26 protein-coding genes, 2 tRNA genes and 1 pseudogene are annotated in these 23,871 nt (G+C 33.0%); 16 read left to right on the top strand and 13 right to left on the bottom strand.

Annotated features, from left to right (window positions below):
- Positions 1 to 71 precede the first annotated feature (71 nt).
- Positions 72 to 1,210 (bottom strand): IS3 family transposase gene (locus F890_RS00430; protein ID WP_092586050.1). Its coding sequence is split into 2 segments (ribosomal slippage): positions 72 to 952 and positions 952 to 1,210, totalling 1,140 coding nucleotides; the frame shifts between segments, so codons are not numbered across the junction.
- 389 nt (positions 1,211 to 1,599) lie between these two features.
- Between F890_RS00430 and F890_RS00420 the strand changes: the two genes are divergently transcribed.
- The 7 genes and pseudogenes from F890_RS00420 to F890_RS19365 form a co-directional block, all read left to right on the top strand.
- Positions 1,600 to 2,163 carry a GNAT family N-acetyltransferase gene (locus F890_RS00420; protein WP_005265435.1) on the top strand — a complete coding sequence of 188 codons (564 nt, stop codon included), beginning with the start codon at positions 1,600 to 1,602 and terminating at the stop codon, positions 2,161 to 2,163.
- A 12-nt stretch (positions 2,164 to 2,175) separates the two neighbouring features.
- Entirely contained in the window at positions 2,176 to 2,922 is a 747-nt protein-coding gene (locus F890_RS00415; RefSeq protein WP_005265434.1) for an iron-containing redox enzyme family protein, read from the top strand.
- On the top strand, positions 2,915 to 4,168 hold the full coding sequence (locus tag F890_RS00410) for an MFS transporter (protein WP_005265433.1): 1,254 nt from the start codon (positions 2,915 to 2,917) through the stop codon (positions 4,166 to 4,168). The genes F890_RS00415 and F890_RS00410 overlap by 8 nt, the downstream gene beginning before the upstream one ends.
- Positions 4,158 to 5,363: a trans-sulfuration enzyme family protein gene (locus F890_RS00405; protein WP_005265432.1), complete on the top strand. Its 1,206-nt coding sequence runs from the start codon at positions 4,158 to 4,160 to the stop codon at positions 5,361 to 5,363. The genes F890_RS00410 and F890_RS00405 overlap by 11 nt, the downstream gene beginning before the upstream one ends.
- Before the next feature lie 8 nt (positions 5,364 to 5,371).
- Positions 5,372 to 6,214: a dienelactone hydrolase family protein gene (locus tag F890_RS00400; protein ID WP_005265430.1), complete on the top strand. Its 843-nt coding sequence runs from the start codon at positions 5,372 to 5,374 to the stop codon at positions 6,212 to 6,214.
- A gap of 65 nt (positions 6,215 to 6,279) precedes the next feature.
- The gene (locus F890_RS00395) at positions 6,280 to 7,203 is read left to right on the top strand and encodes a GlxA family transcriptional regulator (protein WP_005265429.1); all 924 of its coding nucleotides are present in this window, start codon (positions 6,280 to 6,282) and stop codon (positions 7,201 to 7,203) included.
- Positions 7,204 to 7,423: 220 nt separating this feature from the next.
- Positions 7,424 to 7,498, top strand: a pseudogene (locus tag F890_RS19365) (arsenical resistance protein ArsH); the annotation flags it as partial.
- A 40-nt stretch (positions 7,499 to 7,538) separates the two neighbouring features.
- On the opposite strand, the gene F890_RS00390 reads toward F890_RS19365, so the two are convergent.
- The 9 genes from F890_RS00390 to F890_RS00355 form a co-directional block, all read right to left on the bottom strand.
- Positions 7,539 to 8,801: a hypothetical protein gene (locus tag F890_RS00390; protein WP_005265428.1), complete on the bottom strand. Its 1,263-nt coding sequence runs from the start codon at positions 8,799 to 8,801 to the stop codon at positions 7,539 to 7,541.
- Positions 8,802 to 8,873: 72 nt separating this feature from the next.
- Positions 8,874 to 9,092 carry a hypothetical protein gene (locus F890_RS19300; protein WP_005265427.1) on the bottom strand — a complete coding sequence of 73 codons (219 nt, stop codon included), beginning with the start codon at positions 9,090 to 9,092 and terminating at the stop codon, positions 8,874 to 8,876.
- Positions 9,077 to 9,277, bottom strand: a complete 201-nt coding sequence (locus tag F890_RS19295; protein WP_005265426.1) for a hypothetical protein — start codon at positions 9,275 to 9,277, stop codon at positions 9,077 to 9,079. Before F890_RS19295 ends, F890_RS19300 begins: the two co-directional genes overlap by 16 nt.
- 233 nt (positions 9,278 to 9,510) lie before the next feature.
- Positions 9,511 to 10,587 carry an N-6 DNA methylase gene (locus tag F890_RS00380; RefSeq protein WP_005265425.1) on the bottom strand — a complete coding sequence of 359 codons (1,077 nt, stop codon included), beginning with the start codon at positions 10,585 to 10,587 and terminating at the stop codon, positions 9,511 to 9,513.
- Positions 10,587 to 11,582, bottom strand: a complete 996-nt coding sequence (locus F890_RS00375; RefSeq protein ID WP_005265424.1) for a hypothetical protein — start codon at positions 11,580 to 11,582, stop codon at positions 10,587 to 10,589. Before F890_RS00375 ends, F890_RS00380 begins: the two co-directional genes overlap by 1 nt.
- Complete coding sequence (locus F890_RS00370) at positions 11,575 to 13,503, bottom strand: ORC-CDC6 family AAA ATPase (protein WP_005265422.1); 1,929 nt, start codon at positions 13,501 to 13,503, stop codon at positions 11,575 to 11,577. The genes F890_RS00375 and F890_RS00370 overlap by 8 nt, the downstream gene beginning before the upstream one ends.
- Positions 13,500 to 14,417, bottom strand: a complete 918-nt coding sequence (locus F890_RS00365; protein ID WP_005265421.1) for a phosphoribosyltransferase-like protein — start codon at positions 14,415 to 14,417, stop codon at positions 13,500 to 13,502. Before F890_RS00365 ends, F890_RS00370 begins: the two co-directional genes overlap by 4 nt.
- A gap of 15 nt (positions 14,418 to 14,432) precedes the next feature.
- Positions 14,433 to 15,095: a dUTP diphosphatase gene (locus F890_RS00360; RefSeq protein WP_005265420.1), complete on the bottom strand. Its 663-nt coding sequence runs from the start codon at positions 15,093 to 15,095 to the stop codon at positions 14,433 to 14,435.
- A gap of 549 nt (positions 15,096 to 15,644) precedes the next feature.
- The gene (locus F890_RS00355) at positions 15,645 to 16,205 is read right to left on the bottom strand and encodes a TetR/AcrR family transcriptional regulator (RefSeq protein ID WP_005265419.1); all 561 of its coding nucleotides are present in this window, start codon (positions 16,203 to 16,205) and stop codon (positions 15,645 to 15,647) included.
- Positions 16,206 to 16,278: 73 nt separating this feature from the next.
- On the opposite strand from F890_RS00355, the gene F890_RS00350 reads away from it, so the two are divergent.
- From F890_RS00350 to F890_RS00340, 3 genes are all read left to right on the top strand, one after another.
- Positions 16,279 to 17,097 carry a hypothetical protein gene (locus F890_RS00350; protein WP_005265418.1) on the top strand — a complete coding sequence of 273 codons (819 nt, stop codon included), beginning with the start codon at positions 16,279 to 16,281 and terminating at the stop codon, positions 17,095 to 17,097.
- A 359-nt stretch (positions 17,098 to 17,456) separates the two neighbouring features.
- Positions 17,457 to 18,353 (top strand): Fe(II)-2OG oxygenase family protein, encoded by an 897-nt coding sequence (locus F890_RS00345; protein ID WP_005265417.1) that lies wholly within the window; start codon positions 17,457 to 17,459, stop codon positions 18,351 to 18,353.
- Between the two features lie 88 nt (positions 18,354 to 18,441).
- On the top strand, positions 18,442 to 19,371 hold the full coding sequence (locus F890_RS00340; protein WP_005265415.1) for an AEC family transporter: 930 nt from the start codon (positions 18,442 to 18,444) through the stop codon (positions 19,369 to 19,371).
- A gap of 430 nt (positions 19,372 to 19,801) precedes the next feature.
- Here the strand turns inward: F890_RS00340 and F890_RS00335 are convergent, their stop codons facing one another.
- Together F890_RS00335 and F890_RS00330 are read right to left on the bottom strand one after the other, a co-directional pair.
- Positions 19,802 to 20,194, bottom strand: a complete 393-nt coding sequence (locus F890_RS00335) for a SirB2 family protein (RefSeq protein WP_005265414.1) — start codon at positions 20,192 to 20,194, stop codon at positions 19,802 to 19,804.
- Between the two features lie 9 nt (positions 20,195 to 20,203).
- Entirely contained in the window at positions 20,204 to 20,512 is a 309-nt protein-coding gene (locus F890_RS00330; RefSeq protein WP_004280957.1) for a BolA family protein, read from the bottom strand.
- 233 nt (positions 20,513 to 20,745) lie between these two features.
- Here F890_RS00330 and F890_RS00325 point away from each other — a divergent pair.
- Together F890_RS00325 and F890_RS00320 are read left to right on the top strand one after the other, a co-directional pair.
- Positions 20,746 to 20,818 (top strand) — tRNA-Gly (locus F890_RS00325).
- Between the two features lie 48 nt (positions 20,819 to 20,866).
- Positions 20,867 to 20,942, top strand: a tRNA-Gly gene (locus F890_RS00320).
- A gap of 388 nt (positions 20,943 to 21,330) precedes the next feature.
- On the opposite strand, the gene F890_RS00315 is transcribed toward F890_RS00320, so the two are convergent.
- Positions 21,331 to 21,549: a helix-turn-helix domain-containing protein gene (locus tag F890_RS00315; protein WP_010588955.1), complete on the bottom strand. Its 219-nt coding sequence runs from the start codon at positions 21,547 to 21,549 to the stop codon at positions 21,331 to 21,333.
- A gap of 110 nt (positions 21,550 to 21,659) precedes the next feature.
- Here F890_RS00315 and F890_RS00310 point away from each other — a divergent pair, with 110 nt between their 5' ends.
- The 4 genes from F890_RS00310 to F890_RS00295 form a co-directional block, all read left to right on the top strand.
- Positions 21,660 to 21,875 carry a hypothetical protein gene (locus F890_RS00310; protein ID WP_001054887.1) on the top strand — a complete coding sequence of 72 codons (216 nt, stop codon included), beginning with the start codon at positions 21,660 to 21,662 and terminating at the stop codon, positions 21,873 to 21,875.
- 13 nt (positions 21,876 to 21,888) lie between these two features.
- Positions 21,889 to 23,073 carry a site-specific integrase gene (locus tag F890_RS00305; RefSeq protein WP_005265408.1) on the top strand — a complete coding sequence of 395 codons (1,185 nt, stop codon included), beginning with the start codon at positions 21,889 to 21,891 and terminating at the stop codon, positions 23,071 to 23,073.
- Positions 23,063 to 23,314, top strand: coding sequence for a hypothetical protein (locus F890_RS00300; protein ID WP_005265407.1), 252 nt, complete (start codon positions 23,063 to 23,065; stop codon positions 23,312 to 23,314). Before F890_RS00305 ends, F890_RS00300 begins: the two co-directional genes overlap by 11 nt.
- Positions 23,315 to 23,379: 65 nt before the next feature.
- Positions 23,380 to 23,871: DUF1376 domain-containing protein (locus tag F890_RS00295; protein ID WP_005265413.1), on the top strand; the 492-nt coding region annotated here is incomplete at its 3' end.

The raw sequence follows: 23,871 nt of genomic DNA, 5'->3' as shown, positions 1-23,871 counted from the left end.
GAATAGCCACCAAAATTCTAGACACACCTTGAATAGTGGACTGCTCCCAGTATCCTAGACACGAGACGGCCTCATTTTGAAGCTGCCTCAAAGGCTTCTGGACTCATCCCATCGAGATGCGAATGACGCCTGATTCGATTGTAAAACATCTCGATATAATCAAATACATCTGCACGCGCCATTTCTCGTGTTTTATAGATCCTCTTTTTAATTCTTTCCTTCTTTAAGCTGCTAAAAAAGGATTCAGCAACAGCATTGTCCCAACAGTTTCCACGACGACTCATACTCGGAACTAAATTATGCTTCTGACAGAATTTCTGCCAGTCTCCGCTACTGTATTGTGAGCCTTGGTCTGAGTGTATGATCACAGGTTCATTGGGTCTGCGTCGCCATACCGCCATTAAAAGGGCATCCAAAACGATATCCTTGGCAAGCGTAGGTTTCATTGACCAACCGATGACTTTCCTTGAATATAAATCGAGAACCACAGCCAGATATAACCAGCCTTGCCAAGTGCGGATGTAGGTAATATCAGTCACCCACGAGGTATCAGGTGTGTTTACAACAAATTCTCGATTTAAATGGTTAGGTGGCACAATCTGAGGACGACCACGACCATAGCTTTTATGCTTCTTATATCCTCGAACAGCGGCAATGCCATTGTTCTTCATGATCTTCAGCACACGATTCGGTCCACAGCTTTCACCTAGCTCTTTAAGATCCAGCGTGATGCGACGATAACCATAGATACCATAACTGGCATCATAAGAAGAACGGATCAGTTGTAATAACCGTTTGTCTTCAATTGTTCTGCCTGATTCGGGTTCATGTAGCCAGGCATAATAGCCAGCACGAGCAATCTTAAGAACCCGACACATCGTCTTAATCTTAAATTGATGGCTGTACTCAAGGATAAACTGATACTTTACTCGGGCAGGCTTGCAAAGTACCTTGCGGCCTTTTTTAAGATATCCCGCTCTTCTTCAGTTTGCTTAAGCTGACTTTTAAGACGAAGGATCTCTTTCTTTGCTTCGAGTAGTTCATGTTCATCAGGGTTGTTGCGTAAAGGCTGTACGGCCTTTAGCCATTTATAAATGCTGTGCTGTGATACACCTAAACGTTCTGCCACATCAGTGACAGAATATCCACGTTCAGTAATCAATTTAACAGCTTCTTCTTTAAATTCTGGGGTGTATCGTTGTCCACTCATAATGTTCTCTCCTATGCAAAAAGAATAGACGAAATTTGTCTAGGAGAGTGGTGGCAGTCCAAAAGATGGTTATGTGTGTCTAGAATTTTGGTGGCTATTCAGTTATACGAAGAGCAATTAGCTGTGCGATAGATTCTAGGTGTTGGCGTCTTCATTCAATAATTATATTACTAAAAATGCATTCAAAAATTGTGTAATGACAACTCATATGTCATTTGATGTTCTTTCTCGAACATGCAATGACTAGCTCATTTAAATGTCACTCTAGGTCAATTAACAATCAAAAGATGTTTAAATGTCTTTTTTCAATGCAAAGTATGTCTTTTTTTTGACTAAAAAATAAAAAATAAAATTTAAAATTTAAAGGTAAGAAACTCACGGAAAATCACATGTATTCTTTTGATTTTATAGAAGATATAGAAAAGTTTAAACTTTATGAAAGTCGTCTGATTAGTCTTTTAAGTAAAAGTATAGAAGATGAATCAATTTTAGGATTTGATGAAAATTTTGAGAAAAATAACCAAATTGAAGCTTACTTAGAAGCTTTACGACAGAATTTAAAAAATAAAACTTTAGTTATTGTAGTTGGTATAGACCGAAATGATGAAGAAAAAATCATTTCTACCTGCCAGATTAAAACCTCCCTCCAGAATACTACAAAGCATATTGCTGATTTGCAAAAAGGGATTATTGATCCTAATTATAGAGGTTCATCTCTTTTAAAAACAACCTTAAATCAAATTGCATCTTATTGTCTTTGTAAAGATATTGAATTACTAACTTTAGATGTCAGAGAAAATAGCCCTGCCCATAAAATTTGGCTGAAGTGTGGTTTTAGAGTTTATGGAATTTTAGAGGATTACAGTAGATTAAATAAAGAAAAATTTAAAGGAATTTATATGGCTCAATCGAGCCGTGAATTATTCGAATTAACCCAACCTAAACTTAATTGAAGTGAGATTGAAATGTTAGCCCCAAAAGAATTCCGTTTAAAAATGCGTGAAACCTTAAATAAGAACCTTACTTTAGGCCACCCGCTTTTCAATCATATTATGAATGAAAATAAACCAAATCTAGATCTCTTAAAGTTTACCAGTTTACAAGGATACCAATTAACAAAGTTTTTTTTAGAATATATCGAAAACCTATTTTTCTACTGTCCTATTCAAAAGCATAAAATTCATCTATTACATAATATGTATGAGGAGCAAACTGGCTTTTTATCAAAAACCAAAAATCACGTTTATTTAATGCAGGACTTTATTAAGGCAATCGGTATATCTGATGAAGAACGTGAATCAGCAACAGCATTAAAAAATACGCAAGAACTCATCGATTATCGTTTGAATGCTTGTAGAAATCCAGAGCTTTATCATATTGGCGCTGCAGCAGTTATGGTGGCTAGTGAAGGTCAAAACCTTGAAAAAATTGGAGAAGAAGCAAGACATAATATCTTAGGTAAAACATATAACCTTAAAGATGAAGATCTCTATTTCTTCTCTGTTCACCAAAAAGAAGATGTTGGTCACGTAAAACAAGGCCTATCTCTACTGGTTGATTATTGCACAAATGCAAAGCTTCAAGAAGAAGCTATTGAAGCAATTGATCATACTTGCAAACTATTCTATCAAATGTATCAAGGCATTTATGAATACTATGGACTTGATAAATTAGATAGTAATTCTCAAATTAAAGTAGCCGAAAATGCTTAAATCAGTTTTAGATTTAAATAATAAATCTAGTATTGTAATTCTAGGATTAATGATCACCTTAATGGCTTCATCCATTAAGGGATTATATCAAGTATATTTCGTAGATTTATTAGATATTTACCAAATGTCACGTGCCCAGTTATCATTGCTGGGTGCTATCTTTGGATTATTTGTAGGTATATTCTCACCGATAACTGGCTATATTTGTGACAAATATGGTCCGTTGAAAACAATTTTATCCGGTATTGTAGTAGCAATCGTGCTCTTTGGATTAATTTCGATTAATCAATCACAATATATTCTTTTTTTATCTTTAGGTTTTCTTGCTGCATACGCTATAACTGCGATGACATTTATTCCATTTGCCATACTTGTTGACAGTATATTTAAAGATGAAAATAAAGGAATGGCTTTCGCTATATTATCCAATGGTACAGCAATAGGTTTTATTGTCTTATCACCATTATGGGTTTATTTTTCAACATTCCTAAGCTGGCAATATTCAAATTTCATTGTATTTCTTCTATTTTTAATTGTCATTTTGCCATGTGGGTTATTACTTAATAAAAAAGTCATAATCCCTGCTAAGAAGAAAGAAAGCTTACAAAGTAAACCTAAAGTTCTAAAGGAATTGACATCTTTTAATTTTTTATTTCTTACCCTTTCATTTGGGGGATGTGGTATGGCAATGGCCTTTATTGATGTCCATTTACTACCACTTATTAAGGAGAATAAAACTTTTTTCTTATTTGACTCTAACACAACTTTAATTGCTACAGCATTAAGTACTCTAGGTATTGCAGAAATCATCGGTTCAATTTTCATTGCAATAATAATACGTTATGCAAATCTTTATTTGACCCTTGCAGCATTATATCTAGTTCGTTGTTTACTTTTTATCTATATTTCAATTTTTAATAATGACCTATCCTTCTTAACCTTTGCTTTTATTTTTGGTCTTACCTATATGGGTACGGTGATTATTAGTTCTTTGCTTTGCCTCAAATGGTATGGAGCACAAATTAAAGGTCAAATATTTGGATATCTATTTTTATTTCATCAAATTTTTGTATTCATCTCGGTATGGTCAGGCGGAATAATTTATGACTTTAATAATAATTATACTCTCTACCTACTAATGCTTAGCCTGATTTCACTCACTTCCATATTCGCAAGTTTATTCCTTTTTTTCAAACATTCTACAAATAAGCCCCTAATTCTAAAGGAAATAAGTAATGACTCTTAATCACCTTACTTCTATGCTTCATGCTAACCGAGAAAGTTTAGATGATTGTCATAGCGATCCTATTGCTATGACTGCAGCATATGACTTTGATACAGCTTTTGATGCAAGTGAACGCTTCAATAACCGCACACAAGGCAATATTTATAGCCGCTTTACTAATCCATCTGTACGTCTTTTTGAAAATAAAGTAGCTCTTCTAGAAGGTGCCGATGATGCGTTAGCATTTTCTTCAGGTATGTCAGCTTATCTAGCTCTAGCTATTTGTTTTCTTAAGAATGGCGACCATATTCTAGTTGCAGATGGTATTTTCGGAACAACAACTAGCCTATTTAAAAATTTTCTTATTAAGTTTGGTGTGGAAGTTTCCACCTTTGAAGTTTCTGAAGATTTAAGAATATCGAACCATATTAAACAAAATACCAAAATGATTTTTGTTGAGTCGCCAACTAACCCAATTTTACAAATTATTGATATTGCAAAAGTAAGTAAAATAGCTAAAGAAAAAAATATTATCTTTATTGTTGATAATACTTTACTCACGCCAATATTCCAAAAGCCATTAGCTTTTGGGGCAACACTGTCTCTTCATAGCGCTGGAAAATTCTTTGATGGCCAAGGAAGATGCGTGGGTGGTGTTATAGCTGGTGAACAGAGTCATATTGACCAACTTAGGGTTTATTTGCGCCATACAGGTACCTGTTTAAGCCCTTTTAATGCTTGGTTGCTTTCATCAAGTATTGATACGTTAGAGAGCCGGATGCTTACTCATCAACGAATCACTCATAAGGTTTATGAGTGGCTCTCAAATCACCCCTATGTAAATAAAATTTATTCTACTTTTAGCAGTACTCATACCAATAGTGAAATTGTTAAAAAGCAACAAACCGGTCATACACCAATCATTTCATTCGAGATTAATGGTGACATGAATACAGCATGGAAAGTCATAGATAACTTAAAACTTATTACAAACTGTACAAATATTGGTGGCAGTCGCTCGATGGTCACACACCCGTCCTCTACTACTCACTGTAAATATTCAGAAGAAGAGCGTATGAAAGTGGGGATTAGCCAAAATCTTATTCGTCTTTGTATAGGACTGGAAAACGAAGTTGACCTAATTAATGATCTTGATCAAGCCATAAATCAAGCTGTCAAAATGCAAAAACATCTTCTTTTAACTCAAGTTATGTGAAAGTAAAAATGAAAAAAAGTAAAATTGTTTTATCAGTGCTAGTGCTTTTTAATATGAATGCGTACGGTGATAATTTTAAAGTTTACGATAACCCCGTAAAATATTCATATATCGCTATTCAAAGTTCAAAATCACAAAATATATTACCTGCTAAATTAACCATTCCTAGTAATGTTACAACTCCGCCAGTCGTTATTATTGCTCATGGATCTGGTGGGGTTGATGAGCGAGGAAAACTTTATGCTGAAAATCTTAATAAAAGTGGATTTGCTACACTTGAAATTGATATGTGGAGTGCAAGAAATCTGAAAGGAGGTTTATCGCGTCCACAGCATGTAAATGAAACTATTCCAGATATTTTAGCATCAATTGAATATTTAAAAACTAATGAAAAAGTTAATAGTCAAAAAATTGGATTAATAGGTTTCTCATGGGGCGGCGTATTATCTATGTTATTAAGTGATACTAGCTATAATGCCCCACCCGAGTTAAAAGCGATGGTTGCTAACTACCCAGTTTGCTGGGCTTACAATAAAGTACCGGGATATAATTTTAAAAATTTGAGAAATAATATTAACACTTTGATTATATCAGGTAATAAAGATCTTTATGATAAACCAGATGATTGTTCAAAACTCACTCATACACTTAATAAAGTGGATTCGAGTAAGGTCAATTTAATTCAGCTAAATAATGCAACTCATGGTTTCGACAACCGTCAAGAATCATCTACATTTTACGATCCTTATGCTTTTCAAGGAAAGGGAGGAAATGTACCAATAGTATTCAATCCTCAAGCTACTAAAATAGCAGTAGATAATATAGTAAAATTTTTTAAAACTAATTTGTAATACATTTAAATTATCCGTAATATGAAAAAATATTTTTGATTTTTAGATAATACAGGTCCAGCGAGATGGGTGATAGTAGAAATATATATTTCTTATTAAATAAAAACTTTCATCTACTTGATTTAGCTGGGCCTGCCCAAGCCCTACAAGAAGCTATTTTATTAGGAGCAAACTTTGAAATACATTATATCGGTTTCATCGATAAAATTAATTCAGCTCAGAATTTAAAAGTTATTAACATCGATCCTCCACCAACGGTAATTGAAGATAATTCAATAGTTATAGTTACTGCTAGTCAGTATAAAGATGAGATATTTAAAGATCCTGAAAGCATTTTAAGTGCCAAATGGCTTAATTCAATTTATAATCCCAATATTACTTTAATTGGTATCTGTACAGGCTGTTTTCTAATTGCTCAGTCTGGTCTTCTAGACCAAAAAAAATGTACTACACATCATTCTCTTACGAATATACTTCAAAAGAAATACCCACAACTACAGGTAGTTCCCGATCAAATTTTTGTCCAAGATAAAAATATTTTTACTACCGCTGGTGTTACAGCGGGAATTGACTTAATTTTATACTTACTTGAAAAATGTTTTAATTTAAATCTATCACTGCAAGTAGCGCGTGATTTAGTTGTGTATAGACGTAGAATGTCGAATGATTCTCAGCATTCTACTCATATTCAATATCGAAATCATATTAGTCCTTTAATTCATAAAGTCCAAGATTATATTTCTAAGAACTACACCCAGAATATTAATCAATCACAACTTGCCGAAGATCATAATATATCCTTAAGACACTTACAGCGATCATTTAAAACTTTTACTGGGATTACTATACATAAATACATTAATTTGATCAGATTAGAAGAAGCTAAATCATTAATCGAGAATGGGTATAAAATTGAATATGCAGGTCATTTAACAGGCTTCCCTAATACAAGCTCTCTACGAAAATTACTTAATAAAAGTAATATTTAACTGAAGCAATATTTTTCTGAGCGTGGTGTGAGTATGAATCGTTAGGTATCGGCAAAATTGGCTATATAATTTTACATATTAATGGTCTACTTGGAATGAAAATGACTAATAAAGCACGAATAGGAATGGATGGTAGACTTTTCCAGTAACTCTCACACTTGGAGGCCCAGACATATACTCAATAATTTCGGGTTCTTCTCCTGTTTTTTCAGCACATTAATCGGCATATTTGACTGATCGGTACTCTAAACATGTGGAAGAACTATCAAAAGGTGTAAATCAAAAATCTATTTAAATTAAAAAATCGGATACCTTGAGAAACATGTACCTTATCTTCAATTACTATCACTAGGTTTCTCATCTTTTTTCTTCTGAACCAAATCCCATATTGAGAAATCAGGCTTAGCTTTATCAGAATGTTCAGCAGGATTAACTTTAAATGCTTCAAGATTGATTTCTAAAAGTTTCAATTTAAGCTCTTCAGAACCAGTAACTCCTAACTGTTCAAGTTCTTGAATTTCTGTTTTGTACCGTTCATAAGATTTAGCCAATGCTTCTTTATGAGAATATTCTTGCTCTAATTTAGAAAAACGATTCAAATTTATATTTGCAATTGTTGCTATCCAAATCAAAGGTGCGTTGATCAATAATTTGAATAAAAAAGTATCCCATTTCATGTTTAAAAAATCTGATTTATCAAACAAATAAAAATTAAATCCAAAAATTGCTAATACAACGATAACAAATACAATAATGCTAATTTTTTGTCCTTCTTTAGCTTCTTTCCCCTTTACAACAAAGCCCCCTGCAAGCCCTGCTTCACTAGACAAGCCAATGACTGATTTTGCTCTTTCTTCTACTTTTTTTAAGTTTTCTAATCGGCTATCTAAATCTTTACTTAAAGCCGTAATATTTTTTTCTTCATTACCATATATTTTGTCATAAAAATTTTGAATCCTCGATAATTGAAAATTCATCTGCTCATTTTTACTTTTATTATCAGGATCATCGGAAATAAATAAATCGTCATAGTATGCAACTAACTCATTAATTTTTCTTTCGTATTCTTTGACTTTCGTTTCATCATTATCATTCAGTTCATTAAACAAATTTGCGTATTGATCTGAAATTTTGTCAATTTCATAATTTACTCGATCAATTTTAGAAGTATCCTCACCATTTCGATCAAATAATTGACTGTAAGCCGTATGAATTTTCTCGGACTCCACTTCCAAAATATCTAAATTATCTTCATTGGTTACTTCTAATAAACGTGAATAAGTAGATTGACCATTTTCATCATTAACTAAAACTGATTGAAGTTTTTCAATAGCAACTAGAGATTCATCTAATTTAGCTTTAAGGAGAGATAACTCATTTGTTTTAATAATTAAATTTTGCTGTTGAGCTTTAATCTTATCCAATTCACCTTGTAGAAGTGAACTAACTGTATAACGATTATCCGTTAAATCTCTTAAGTCTGACCTTAAAGAATACTTAGCTGATAAATAATCGTTTAAAGCCCTAAGTTGCGCTAATCCTTCACGTAATTTTTTTTCATCACTTTCTTTCAAACCAAGCAAATCTTTTAAGCCCATTATTTTTTCTTTATTAATAAATTACCAATATATTAAACTAAATATATATATTGAAGTATTGAAAATTTAGACCTACTTTTCAAAAAATGGATCAATATTCTGAGGCAACCAATAATTTTGGTTATTAAATGAAATATTATAGCCATCTTTGATTTCAACAATCATTTCTATCTTGATCTTCAATGAATCCTGATAGCTCATACGATGGAAAAATTGTAATCCGTTTTTCACCCATGCTAAGACATCAAAATCAGTATTGTGACTTATCATAGAAATCAATTCTTTTTCCAATTTATGCTTGCTTCTTTAATAAACTTAGAGTTTCTTAAAGAAATATAATCAATATTCGTTTTATATTGATCATTTAAAAAATTAATAAATCCTGTTAATGCAGCAGCTTGCCCCGAATATTTACTCAAATAAGCTTTAATTTTTTCTAAATTTGGTAGGGTTTGCTTATCCTGAATAGACAGCATCAGTGCAACAGCAGGCTTAATTGCGAGCCTTACAGATCGAGTAGATGTTCTATAACTCAAAACGCAGACATGGTTCCAATGGTCAGCGTTCTCCATTAGATTATGAAAAGGCCCATCAAAAGATGGTTATGTGTGTCTAGAATTTTGGTGGCTATTCATGTCTAGGATAGTGGGAGCAGTCTATAAAGGTTTAAAAAATGAAGAGATTGTCTAAACGATTTGCTTGATATAGTTTAAGCAGCGATTTCTTTTAATTGAGCATACTTACTTAGATATAAACTGTTTATAAAATACTCCATTTTATCTAAGGAGCTATAGAGAGCTCCTGTTCCTGAATAATTCTTTTTAAAATCATCCCAATACTTATATATAGCTTCTTTTAAGCATTCTGCTTCAGCTAAACTCTGACATTTTACGGCAAAAATACAGTCAGAAATTACTATTTCAAGTCCTGAAGATAGAATACAAATTTTTTCCTGATTAAAATTACCTACTCTAGGAAATAAAATTGCAGGACCCTTTACTATAGAGTTCTTATTAATGACCTTAAAACAATTTAAAAGATTAATCGTATTGTTTTTTAATGAAGAGGTATGAACTAATGGATAACCATCAGTGAGGATTTTACTTGATACGGTATGCATCTGAAATTTTCCTCTAAATACTCTTGGATTTAATCTATCAGTAGATAATTGAATATTCTTCTGATAATAAGTCGGTTTTATATTTTCAATCATAATGATTGATGTTTTTACTCTTACTTTCTCGAAAGTAGCTTCTCTATTATGAGTAACAATTTTAAATTTATAATTTTCTTTTAAGTATGTTAATGCTTTTTCATCTCTTTGGCTTGTCAAACATCCATTAGGAACAACAGCAACTAAGAAACCACCTGGTTTAAGAAAATTAAGAGATTTATAAATAAAATTAAGTGCTAGCCCTGATTTAATTTTTATATCCATACCTTCCCATAATATTGGTTTGATACCTCTTTGACTAAAAGGAGGATTTAATAAAATTAAATCAATTTTATGTTCAAATTTTTTTAATTCTGAATTGGTGACAGCTTCAGTATCTAAAAAATTAATATTAAATTTATTCCAATCATTGTTCTGTAATAAATTTAGAGTATTTAGACATAGGTCATTTGCTACAACATTTACTCCTCTAGGCCACCTTTTTAAGGCAGCATAAATTAGGCTGCCTTCACCAACTGCAAAATCTGCAATACAAGAAGGTTCAAATACAGGTGGCAAAGAATTGACTAAAAGGTTTGCCAATAAAGGAGGAGTAAAATGTTGGTCTATCATTAAGTTCCACTTACCCTACGGGTTCTTAAACTTCTTATGAAATCTTGTGTTCTAGTCGGATTTGGCTTAACAATACTAGAAACATGATAAACATGTAGCTTTGAAGATCCATCCGTTCTCCCTGCCTTTCTAACAGGATGATCATAGATTATCTCTATTTGAGGATGGTTCAGTGCAAACATGACGGCTGCTAGAGCATGAGGTTTAGTTCCTATAGGTGCTATTTTAATATGTTGATCTTGATACTTAGTATATACATCATTTAATAAATAATAACAGCTAAATGGGCAATCCCCAGGAGCATATCTAATTGATTGCCACGCATGGGTTTCAACTAAGGAAGCTTTATTCCCTTTCAAAGTTTCAAACACATACCATGGTTTAAATCCCGGTAACCCAATAATAGGAATTATATGTTCATTAGCAGGCTGAATTTGTTCAATAATATATTTTAATCGAGTACCTTCAAAACCGAGCAAGGGAACAAACATAGTTTCTGCTTTTTTAGGCGCAAGTACTGCAAATCCAGGCAAAGGTGATATTTCAGTAATTTTTTCACTTAAATCATAAATCTGTCCTTCAAGAGGTGCATCACTTCTACTATATAAACCTGGTTCTACATATACAACTAATACTTTATGACCGCTATCAATTGCAGACTTTAATAATCCCGCCCAAGTGGAATGAGAGAGACCTGTTATATCTATATAGACATTCGATTTTTCTGGTATATCTTTCCACAATTTTGCAAGATTTTGATCGCTTCTCAAAAAAATCTCATTCGAAATATCACTATTAATAATGAAAGAGCTGTTTGTTTTCTCTGAAATTTCAATGAAATTTACATTGACTGTGGAACTCCTCCAATCAGCAATATGTTGACTTCTAACTTCGTCTGTTAAGCCAAATACATAGACACTATGATCGAGTGGTTTAAATTCCCCTACTTGTTGAAAAGTATCAGTATAAATGGGTATATTTTTTAATTTATTCATAATAATTTCCAAACAGCTGAAGTTGATCAGGCAGTTGAAAATCTAAGCTTTCATTACGATTAGAATTTTCAAGTACTTCTTTAATACCCACTTTAGGCTGGAGAACTAATTTCAGAAGACTACTGGATTGCAAAGTTATCTTACGTTTTTTTCTATAGGAGAATACAAAAAATGGAGAAAAGATAGGATGAATCATGTAATCATAATCCCTAATATCAGTTATATCAGTTAGCTTACTGCCTGGAGTCCTAGTTAACGCTAAATGCATCACTGCTTGAGTAAGGATATTGGTTACGGTATCTTCAGTTACCACATCTGAGTCGCTCATCAATTGAAATTGATTAGCTTCAGGTGTATGTCCTAAAGGTGAAGCAGCTAATACACCAAAAACACGTCCTAGGCTTAATAGCAACTTTGTGAGTTTTGCCCCTTCAACACTAAGCCCCTCCAATTCAGATAAATTTTTTCGGCCAATTTGAATTGCAGCATTAGTTTGTAAATCATAAGGAATTGGAATAAGACTAGTTGTATTAGTTTCTTCTAATACATTTAAATGCTCTAATAATGCAGCATGTACCAACTCTAATAAGTAACGAATATTACCATTAGCTAAACTTAGATAAGTATCCCAACCTGTATAATATTTTCTAATACCCACTTTACGTGCTCGAATAGAAAATAAAGATGCATAGAAATGATTATTCAGTCTAGAATTCCAAGAATCTTTCCCATTTAAAATCCAATCTTCAACCAAGTCAGAAAAACTTTTATCTTTTTCCTTTTCACTCCAGTATTTTATGAAAAAAAGATAACCTGGTTGTATCTCTTTAGCTTTTTCATAAAGGTTTTTATCGATTTGTTTTTCTAAATCTTTCAACCATTCTAAGTGACTATTTTTTAATAGTAAGTTAGCTTCCTCAAGCTGTGATAAAGATGGTAAAAGATCAGTTATTTTTATTTCCTCTTTCTGCCCGAGAAAACTTGAGTCATTTAAACGACTATTAACTACAGCCTCAGCAAATTCCTTAAACTTATTGGCTTCTTTATTACCTGTACTATTTTGAAATTTTTCTGTTAAATCAATTCGTACATAATCTGCTGGTGAAGTTAACTGTTCATTTTTATTTAAAGTTGCCTTTTGTCTAAACCCTAACTCTCTTACACCAATTTTAAATGTATAAAAGCTATTGTTATGTTTAATGAGAGTATTTAGTACTTGTTGTTGATAATCTTGAAAATTTTCAAACTCATCAATTAAGAAAAAGAATTGCTTACCTTCTAATACTGTACCTGAAATCAAAGCCTCACTCAGAATATCAATTGGCAACCCTTGCATCGTAATTTTACTTGGTGGATCGTCAACCACTTGATTGATAGAAGACTCAAACTCCAATAAAGAAATTTCTAGCTCTTCTTCTAAATACTCTAAAGAATCAATAACCTCATCTAATTGCAATACTGTTTTAATACTTCTCCATTTTCTCTCAGTTATTTCAATTTTTTCACCTGTAATTTTTTCATACCATAAAGCAAACCTCACCAATTCCTGACAAAAACATAAATTAATATAATGGCTGAAATAACTTATCCATCTATCTAAAGAAACATCATTTCCACTAAACGTTGCTACTCTATTAGTGTTCACTCTGTAATAAATACCTATAGATTTCCAATCCTTAATTTGGCTATTGGCATCTGAGGATTTATTTAGAGCTAATTGTCCTGTGTAAGAAAGCCCTTTAAGTACAGTTGTTTTACCTGTACCTCTACCACCAATCAAAACACACGGCCTATTTGTTTTTAGTTCTGAAAAATATCCTGGTTCATTAAAATGATCAAATAATTTTGAACTTAACCACTCTGCTCGGTAAAGACCTAATAAATTTTGTGCTTGCTTTAATCTAATCAGATAGTTATTCATAATTCGCCCTTCTTTAAAAGAGGCTTCCAATCTCTTTCACTGTGATAAAATAATGGTAATGTAGCATCCGGCCAACCATGGTTAAACGCTAAAGTTAAACCTAAACTGAGATAGCCTTGCCAACTAACGATTTTATTTCCATCGCCTAATTCATGTACTCCACCATTTAATTCCGGTATACCGGCTTTAACGCTCATATCTCGAATAAAAATTGGTCCATCTTTAGAGAAATCTCGCCAAATATAAGAATCTGGGTTTAAAGCATTATGTAAATCCGTATATAAATGTGCAGGTATTACTTCTACAGGGCAATTACTCTTAATATAGTCATAGCCTCGTTTTGTACATATAGCCGGACAATAAAAGAATCTATGATTAGAATAAGACTTATATAAACTATCGAAGGTTACGCCCTCAGCAATTTTCTGTTCCTTCCATAAAGTAACGAATTGGCTTCCTGATCCTACAAAGTCATCTACAAATACGAAATTTGCTTTAGGATTTGATTGTATCGTTTGAATAAAAGTACTAGAGTTAAGTAATCTTGATTCAGGTATCCCTAGAATATCTCTAGACATCCTTGTAAAAATAAATCCACTATCAGCATCACTTGGATTTTCCCCAGTCACTTTCAATATATATAGATTATTTAAGAATTCTTCCCATTCTCTTGCTGACAAATTTGTGTCATTTTTATCTTTTAGAACATACTTTGAAAGAGAGATAAAACTACTTTTAAACAACTGTCTGACCATATCTTCTGAAAAATAAGAGAATTTTTCTAATAGTCTTCTAGCAAACCTTTGCTCATCAGAGTCAAAATTAGTTATCCACTCTTGAGGAGCAAATTGATTTCTTTTAGGCCAAACCCCAGTGTCTACAAAATATTTCCACTGATCATCACTTTGAAACATTAATAAATACTCTACTTATTTTTCTATTTGCTTATATCGTTGTTCTAATTGTGTATATAGATAACTAGACAATTGAATATCAATCTTATCTTCATAATATTTATTCAAAATCTCATATAAATGTTCATTATCTTCACGATTATTCCAAATTTTTATATATTCTCCAGATTTGTATCCATTATGCTGTCTAAAGCTATTCAATACATTTTTCGCAACATATAGTTTATAGATTTCAACCATATCAAGAGACAACATAAGTGAGAGATTCATAAAACTTTTGATATCAAACTTCTTATGTGTCACTGTAAAAGCCATGAAATCTTCAACTTTTTTTAATATTTCATCTTTTTCGATAGGTGTACGATGAATTTCTATCAAAGGTTTCAAACTAACTTTTTCTAACTCTTTTGAAATTTCATCAATTGTTATTTTTCTTTGAAGAATATCACTAAGACCAAAGTGCCAAATATCTATTAACTCTATTTGAGCTTGTTCAACATCGATTTCTTGCTTTTTCCACCATTTCCAACCGATATGATCCATTAATTCTGCACATTCAGTCCATATCGCTCTATACCAAGGATTATGTGCATTTCTCCAATCCTTATTTATTAAACTATTGATAGAATCCTGTAATTCCAGCATTTCTTTCATAATTTTAGTGTATTGATTTTCCATAAAATCCCCTCTATAGATATAAATTATTGTTACTAAGCTACTTTACAAATTATTGAAATATAATTCACCTATAATTATGGTAATAATTGAATAGATAGTACTTTCAATTTTTTTGCTAAATCATAAATTTTTTCTAATGTTAAGTTCACCTTCCCCTCTTTCAATTAGTCCAAATTAACTACGATCCATATTACAAAGCAATGCTAATCGCTCTTTTGACATATTTCTTTCTTTCCTGCACTTGCGAACCAATTGCCAAAATTGAATAGTAAGTTCTGATAGAAACATTCAAATGCTTAAAAAACAGAACTATTAGAGTCCAGTTTTTTCAAAATTTATTTAATGATAGTTTATGGTGTCCAGATTGATCAGATACAGGTAGATGTACTTATGGAAATGTGTAATAGTTACACTCGTATAGCTGTAAGTTTCTAAATTGGAAGCAGTAAATCAAACGCTCACCCACTAATGTTGATATTAAGATAACGATGGATGGAAAAGCCAATTCAAAAAATGAGCTGGCTTTATATCACTTAAAGAAGTTTTGAATTACTGTTCAACTCTACTAAGCACTAATTCTTCTACTACTTTCCACGCATTTTTGACCGCTAATTTATCTTTAAATAAATTTTCATTTACAATAGCGCCATCTAAAATAAATCTAATTTGGAAAGCTAAAGACTCAGGATTTTTTATATTCATTCCTTCGAGAATATAGAAAATTCTTTCTGTTGCCCAATTCTTATGATTCATGGCAATAGTGAAGGCTTCATCATCATGAGGAAGCTCATCCACTACTTTAATAAACATACAACCAAAAAAATCTTGGCTATTGAACCAGTTTTCATGCCAGTCAAAAAATAGCTTTAGTTTATTAATATCATTAACTTGATTAAGATTTAAATAATTATTAATACTTTCTCTAAGAAGACTATCACGCAGTCTCAAGGACTCATGAATTAAATTTTCTTTACTAGGAAAATACTTATAAAAAGTCATTTTCGCTACTTTTGATTCAAAAATAATTTTATCGATTCCCACATTGGTGTAACCAAATTCATTAAAAAGTTCAATAGCTTTAAATAAAATATCTTGTCTTTTTTTTGACATTGATTACCTCAAATTAGTGGATAATTATTACAAATAAATACAGAATAGTCTGTACATAAAATTAGGAAAATCTATGAATTCTATGCTAAATGAAAAAGCTACAGCAAGAGCCACAACTATACAATTATTAAAGGATACGGTCGATGAAAAGAATTGGATAGAAAATTCATTGACTATCAATAATATAAGGAATGAAATAAACAATCATCAATTATTTAATCATAACATTATTTCTTCATTAAATAATGGTGAGTTTGACTTAGAAAAAATTCAAAAAATACATTTAGAGTATAAGAACGCAATTGTAGAGATTTTTACAGATGCACTATTAGCTGCACAATGGTCAGCAAAAGAGCTAGATCAGTTATTTGAACCAACTGTCAAAATGTATGCAAGATTTTTATTATCATTTAACATATCAGATGAATTTGGATTAGTCGCAAATACTAACTATGAAATATCTCCACTTAACTCGCATTTTTGTTTATACAGAAATGTCTTGGAGCAACTTAATATTTCAGAAGAAATGATTAAGACATATAAACATTCTGAAGAATCATCAATTTTAAGAGCAACTTTAGAAAATTCTTATACAAGCTATTGCGATATAGTTCTTCTATTAGCAATCGCTGAAATGCAAGTAATTAAATTTTCTGCCCCTTTAAAGAAATCTCTTAGTCATTTAAATATTGATACGAATTATGGATATTATAATGTTCATGGAACTACTATAGATGCAGATCTGAATGCAGCCGACGATGAACATGAAGATGATTTATGGATTTTATTAAACCAAGTCTCTCACTTTAGTCAGCCAGATAAAATCAAAGCTAAAGCTCTCGAATATTGTGATAGCTGGAATAAATTTTGGTCTAAAATGAATGATATTTAATATATAAAATATATAGTAAGAATTAAAATTTAGTTCTTACTATCGTCTGAAATTATTTAATAAAAGTAATCTCTTAAATAAAAAAAGCAAAAAAAACACCCTTTCATATTTTGAATAAAAATAAATCAAAAAAAATGGCATAGTTTTACTATCATGTTTGACCTGTGTATCAAGAAATACATATATAAATTTATTTTCAATAAAAAAGTAAATGTAAGTATATGTTTTTAATGCATTTAATAATTTATTTAAAAAATATTTTCTTTTTACAAAAAACTATGCTAATTTCTAAAAATATACAGATCTGTCTGTATTGATTACAATAATTTTCAATTTTTATAAAGAGGTTTTAAATAATTTTGAATTTAAATTTGTCAGCGGTTGGTGAAAAAATTGATGAATATTATAAAAATTCAGAACTTAAAATAGATCGAAAAAGCATTTTAGATATTGCTGATATTTTAAAACAAGGAATTACTGAAGAACAATTTAATCAATTCAATGATTTTTTAACTGATAGCCCTAACTTGGCTGTTTGTTTAACTAACTTATTTTCAATTGATGATGAAAAATTAGCGTATTTAGTGCATGAAGCATTATCTACCCATATTTTCGGAGTCAAAGATTACACATATCCTCATGAAAAGCACAAATTGGTTTATCCAAAAGCTGAAGGTAAGTCATTTGGTGAGTGGAGTCACGGAGCACAAGTAATTTCACCGCATTGCGATGATGTCTATGAGTCAGTTGAAGTTGACTTACTAAGTTTAACTACATGCCGTGACAAGACCAGCACTCCTACTTTAGTTTTCTCTTGTGAAGAAATACTAAGCACTTTAAATAAAGAAGATTTTGAAAAAATCTCTAATGCCAAGGGAATCTTTATCTCTGGGAAAAATGTGGTTGGTACTAAATTGCAGCAGATCAAACCAATCATTGAAAAGGATGAAACGGGTAAAGTCATTCGTTACAACCTTGATTTCCGCATTGATAAAGAAGTTGGAAAGCGCTTCCGTATGGAAGATGAGAATCTTGAACACATCATTGATAAGCTTAGAAACAATGTTTTAGACTGTAACTATGCTGAATCTGTCAGCAAAACTGGATCTTTCATTATCTTTAATAATCGATTAGCAATGCACAGTAGAAAGCCATTACCTACAGGCATTCCACTGGTTAATGACCTATCTTCCGCACATCGTTTACTTTTCCGTAGCCGTGGACAAAGAACTCAATATGCTGAGTTTGCTTGTTAATAGCTAAATATTAAAAATATTCACAGTTACAGTTTTTGCTCCGGTTATAGGCGATTTTGACCTATAACCTTCTTTTTTTTGGATATTTATGAATATTTTTAACTCAGTATTTCCAATCATACTGTCTATGTTTATTGGGTATCTAATTGCTAACTATTGGCTCAGAGATGGCGCACTTTGGGACGGGTTAAATAAAATTGTTTATTATATTATGTTCCCAGCGCTCATAGTAAACAGCTTAATGCATGCCGATATTGGCGATTTAGATAAGTCATTTATTATTGTTTTAAACTTATTAGTGATATTACTAATATTTATTCTATGGTGCTTAAAGCCATTATTTAAAGATAAATTATTTTGGATCACCTTTATTCAAGGTTCATTCAGATATAACAGCTATGTATTTATCGGTGTTACTCTGATCTACTTGGGACCATCTTCTATCCCAGCAGTAGCAATTATTACGGGAAGCATGATTTTCACATCAACAATAATAGGCACTTTTTTATTGAGCCTTTATGCTTCAGACAAAGCAAATTTCAGTTCATCTATCGTCAATGTCATAAAAAATCCATTAGTTATATCTTGTCTAATAGGTGGAGTTTTAAATTATATTGCTATAGATCATCCTCAGCTTTTGCAAATAAACTTTATCAATAATAGCTTGGACATTTTAGGTAAAGCATCACTTGCAGTGAGTCTTCTGGCGATAGGGGCAGGAATATCTGTAAAACTCAAAAAAAGAATGATGTTAGGTGTCATTAACTGCTCTATTGTCAAATTACTCATTTTCCCTCTAATGGTTGTATACACCATGCTTTACTTTGAGTATGACCGTCAATTGATATTAATCTGTATGCTATACGCAGCAGCTCCTGGAAGTACAAGTGCAAGTATTATGATTAAGCAAATTGGAGGAGACTACCAAGCTATTAACAATATTATTGGTACTCAAACAGCTCTTTGTACACTTACTATTCCTCTATTATTATTTTTATTCCCATATATGAATATATAATTGAAAATTATAAATATTACATCTTGTGAATTCTCAAGAATCTTCATATCACTATGAAATTTTATTACTCTAATAAATTTTATTAGATTATTCGGAATTGCTTTAGTATAAATCTTAATTGTTTGTTAAGTTTGAGATTACTACATAAAATCAATCAAAGAATTGAGAGTAAACCAGTATGACACTTTTTTACTCTCTCACCACTAAGTTAGAGTTTCAATTCAGAAGGAAATTTTATTACTCTCATACAGGAACTACTTCTAGATTGACACAATTATTTGTAAAAAGATCCATGCCCGAAAACCTTTTGATTAAATACCACACGTGTACGCATGTCCCCCTCCTCACATTTTTAATTACTTTTACAACATTTGTATTTTCTAATTATTTGCATGGACTGGCTGTGCTGATCATCACAGCCAGCCTGCTTTTAGCCAAAATTCGGCTTGATCATCACCAAAGCCAGAATAGACACCAATGAAACTACAGCAATAACTAAGCCAGCCCGACGCTGCGACAGCAAGATCGAATCATCTTTTTTATAGGCTTTGCCTAGCGAGGACACCAGCACCAAAAATAAAATGACTTTGGCATAGAACCAAGGCTGTACATCAAAGTCTTTCAGGACGAGCGATACTATACCGGTCAGTGCAATCACCGTGATAGCTAAATGCTGTAAAGCGACTAGCGCTGTACGTGCTAACGGATTAGGCATATTTCCCTGTGTGCCGACAAACAAGGTCAAGGCACGGGCAAGAATGGCGACAATCGCCAGTCCTGCTACCGACATATGGATAATCTTGACTAAAAGTTGGGTTTCCATCATTTCCTCTTAGTTTTTAGGTGCGTGTGCACAAGCAGGACTGGTCGTATCCTGACCTGCCCATTCTTCAGGCAAAAATGCATGAATGGCCAGCGCATGAATCTTGTCTTTTGACAGCAGATCACCCGCAGCAGCATAAACTTTCTGATGACGCTGGACGGGGCGCAAACCGGCAAATGCCTGACTCACAATCACGGTTTTAAAATGCGATTCTTTTCCCGGGAAATAACCACCATGACCCGAAGACTCATTCACCACTTCCAAATGGGTTGGGGATAATTGCGCCAAACGATCTTTCAGTTGTTGTTCTAAGCTCATGGCCTGACTCCAATCTTCAAAAATATAATCCCAGTATACCTTGTTCTGCCGAGTATTTCGGTAATCTGTTCAGGTGCAATCCGTTGATTGTGGTGAAATTTCATTGATTTCTATATGAATATTGGTTATTTATTGTCTAATCTACAGCATTTTGCTTTTATTTTATGCAATTGATGCAAGATTTTTAACAAAGGTGTTGACCACATTTTTGCATGCTGTATTATACACGGCATGCGGGAATAGCTCAGTTGGTAGAGCATAACCTTGCCAAGGTTGGGGTCGGGAGTTCGAGTCTCCTTTCCCGCTCAAAATTTTTTCATTTAGTTTTTTCATTTAAAAAACTTTATAGACTCCGCGGGAATAGCTCAGTTGGTAGAGCATAACCTTGCCAAGGTTGGGGTCGGGAGTTCGAGTCTCCTTTCCCGCTCCAGATTCAAAAAGCCCTCATCGAAAGATGGGGGCTTTTTTATTGTTGATTATTAATAATATTTTTTCTAAAACCTCTCTGTTCCAGCTTTGGAAGAAGTTCTAAAATTTTTAGACAACGTGTTTTTTGAAGCTGGTGCGTGACCAAAAGTGCCCTAAACGTGCCTTCCCTTTATCATATACAAATCAACACATTCACTATTTTGGTATTTTTTTAATCAATTTCATTATAAATAATCAGAACACCTCCCCCATACACTTGATTTCTATTTTTTCCATCAATTTTAGTATTTTTTATTTTATTAATTTTTATGGTGACCAAATTTGGTCACCAAAAATACATAATTAAAACATTTACTTATGATAAAAAACTCAATTTTATTCTCTTTCAATCAATCATTTTGCTCTTCATTTTTCTTAAATTTTAATAAATCACCCACTTCAACATTAAGCAATACACACAATTTCTCTAACGTTTCAAAATCTATTCGAGTCGATTGACCATTATATAACTTATGTAATGTTGTCTTACTCATTCCAGTCGCCCGCACTACATCAGCTACTTTCATTCTTCGTTCTGCCAAAAGAACAGGCAAGTTACAAACTATCATTAATTACCACCATTGTGTAATAAAGTACTTGCATGGTGTCTTAAATGCATCTATTATTGCATTGTGACCTTAAATAACACTATTGTGATACTTTATAAAAGGATACAGACATGAATCTTACTTATATTACTACAAAAGAACTGGCGGAACGAATCCATTACAACGAGCGTACCATCCGTAATCAGTTGAAGGACAGTGTTCTAATCGAAGGCATTCATTACATCCGCCCTTTTGGTGGACGCAAAATTTTATATGTATGGGAGCGTATTGAAGAAGATATGACTAAAACCACTTTAGGCTCGCTACACAGCCTACAACTTCAATAAGGAGGATATTATTATGGCTGCCATCCGTACTAGATACGGTAAGTTATGTGTCGATTTTCGATACTTAAACATCCGTTGTCGTGAAACAACAGCTCTTGAAGACAATGCTCCAAATCGCAAAAAGCTTGAAAAAGTGATTGAGCGAATGGAAGCGGAAATCTTATTGGGTATTTTTGACTATGCTAAGTACTTTCCAAAAAGTTCTCGTTTGAAAGAAATCAAAAATGCAGAAAACAGAGTAAATGAAATCAGCTCTAAAACACCTCTATTTTCAAAGTTCTGTGAAATCTGGTTCACTGATAAAGAAATAGAGTGGCGTACAAGCTATAAGGAGAAAATTCAAATTGTAATCAAAAAGTACTTGATCCCTTTTTTTGGCGCAATTCCTGTTATTAATATTAAAAAGTCAGACATTCTTGGATTCCGTTCATCCCTCGCCAAAGTGACTCACGGAAAAAACCAAGAATGCCTTTCACCATCAAGAATCAACCAGATTATGATAGTGCTTCGTATGATACTCGATAGTGCTGCCGAACGATATGAATTTGATAGCCCTTATAAAAATATCAAGAACTTAAAGCAAGGAAAGATTGAAGTAACACCTTTTTCATTAAAGGAAGTACACGCAATCCTTGCCACAGTTCGTGATGATTTTAAGCCTTATTATACTGTTCGATTTTTCACAGGTATGCGCACCAGTGAGATCGATGGCTTGCAATGGAAAAATGTGGACTTACAACGTCGGGAAATCCACATTCGTGAAGCATTGGTGAATGGTGTTCTTGGTGGAACCAAAACGTATGGTTCTGACCGCACGATCCAAATGAGTGATCGGGTTTATCAGGCCTTTCTGCAACAGAAAAGCTTAAATAATGGTAAATCCAGTTTTGTTTTCTGCAATCGTGATGGTGGACCTCTCGATTATCGCTTGGTAAACAAGCGTGTCTGGCACCCCCTATTACGCTTTTTAGGGTTAAAGCCCCGTCGTGCTTATCAAACACGTCATACCGCTGCAACATTATGGTTATCTGCAGGCGAGAACCCGGAATGGATCGCACGCCAGCTGGGACATTCAACCACTGAAATGCTGTTTCGAGTCTATAGCCGCTACATTCCGAATGTTACACGTCGCGATGGTAGTGCTTTTGAAGCCATGCTGGAGAGACTCAATACAGAGGAGCTTGCCCATGAACAGTAAAGCTTTCTTTGGCGGCGTAGTCGTTAGCCCAGAAGCAGATATGGTCGCGCGTGAACTTATTCACGAGTTACACATTCCCAAACTGCACAATCTGGCCTTTTTGCTGGAAATCAATAAATGCTTCGATGATCACCAGGCGTTGAGACTCTGGCTACAGCGAATGCTGGATGAAGGGCAAGCTCATTACGATGACTTAGCTCAACAGGCCCGTGTCCGCTTAATGAGTCTCGCTCACTCATAAAACAAACATAAAAGGTCATCTAATTGATGACCTCAGCCCCTTTATACCTATAAAAAGGTGAACACATGCATAAAGATATTTCAATTTGGATGCCACTCTATATTGGCGACCTACAGGCGAAATTTGCACGAATGACAGCAGAACAAATTGGTGCGGCACTGCTGTTAATGATGGATTTCTGGAAAAATGGTGACATTCCTCACGACCTAGCTACTGTATGTAGCATCACGAAATTACCGCAGCACACCAAGGCTAAAACTTTGTTAAATACTCTGATGGCCCTAGAATTGTTTGAAGTCGAGTCTGAGCAGATTCATTCAAATTTCTTAAGCAGTTTAAAAAGCCAGGCATTGCAAAATCAGCAAATGAAATCTGATAAAGCTAAAAATGCAGCTCAAGTACGTTGGGGGAAATCCGCAAGTAATGCTCAAGCATCAGCCAAGCAACGAAAAGTAAATGCTCAAGCAGCTCCTGAGAAGAACCCGAGTATTACTCAAGTCATGCTTGAACCATGCCCTTCATCTTCATCTTCATCTTCATCTTCATCTTCATCTTCA

Source organism: Acinetobacter sp. CIP 64.7 (assembly GCF_000369745.1).
Lineage (GTDB): Bacteria > Pseudomonadota > Gammaproteobacteria > Pseudomonadales > Moraxellaceae > Acinetobacter > Acinetobacter fasciculus.
The sequence above is the reverse complement of the archived record's forward strand: the minus strand, read 5'-3'. Positions and strand labels throughout refer to the sequence as shown.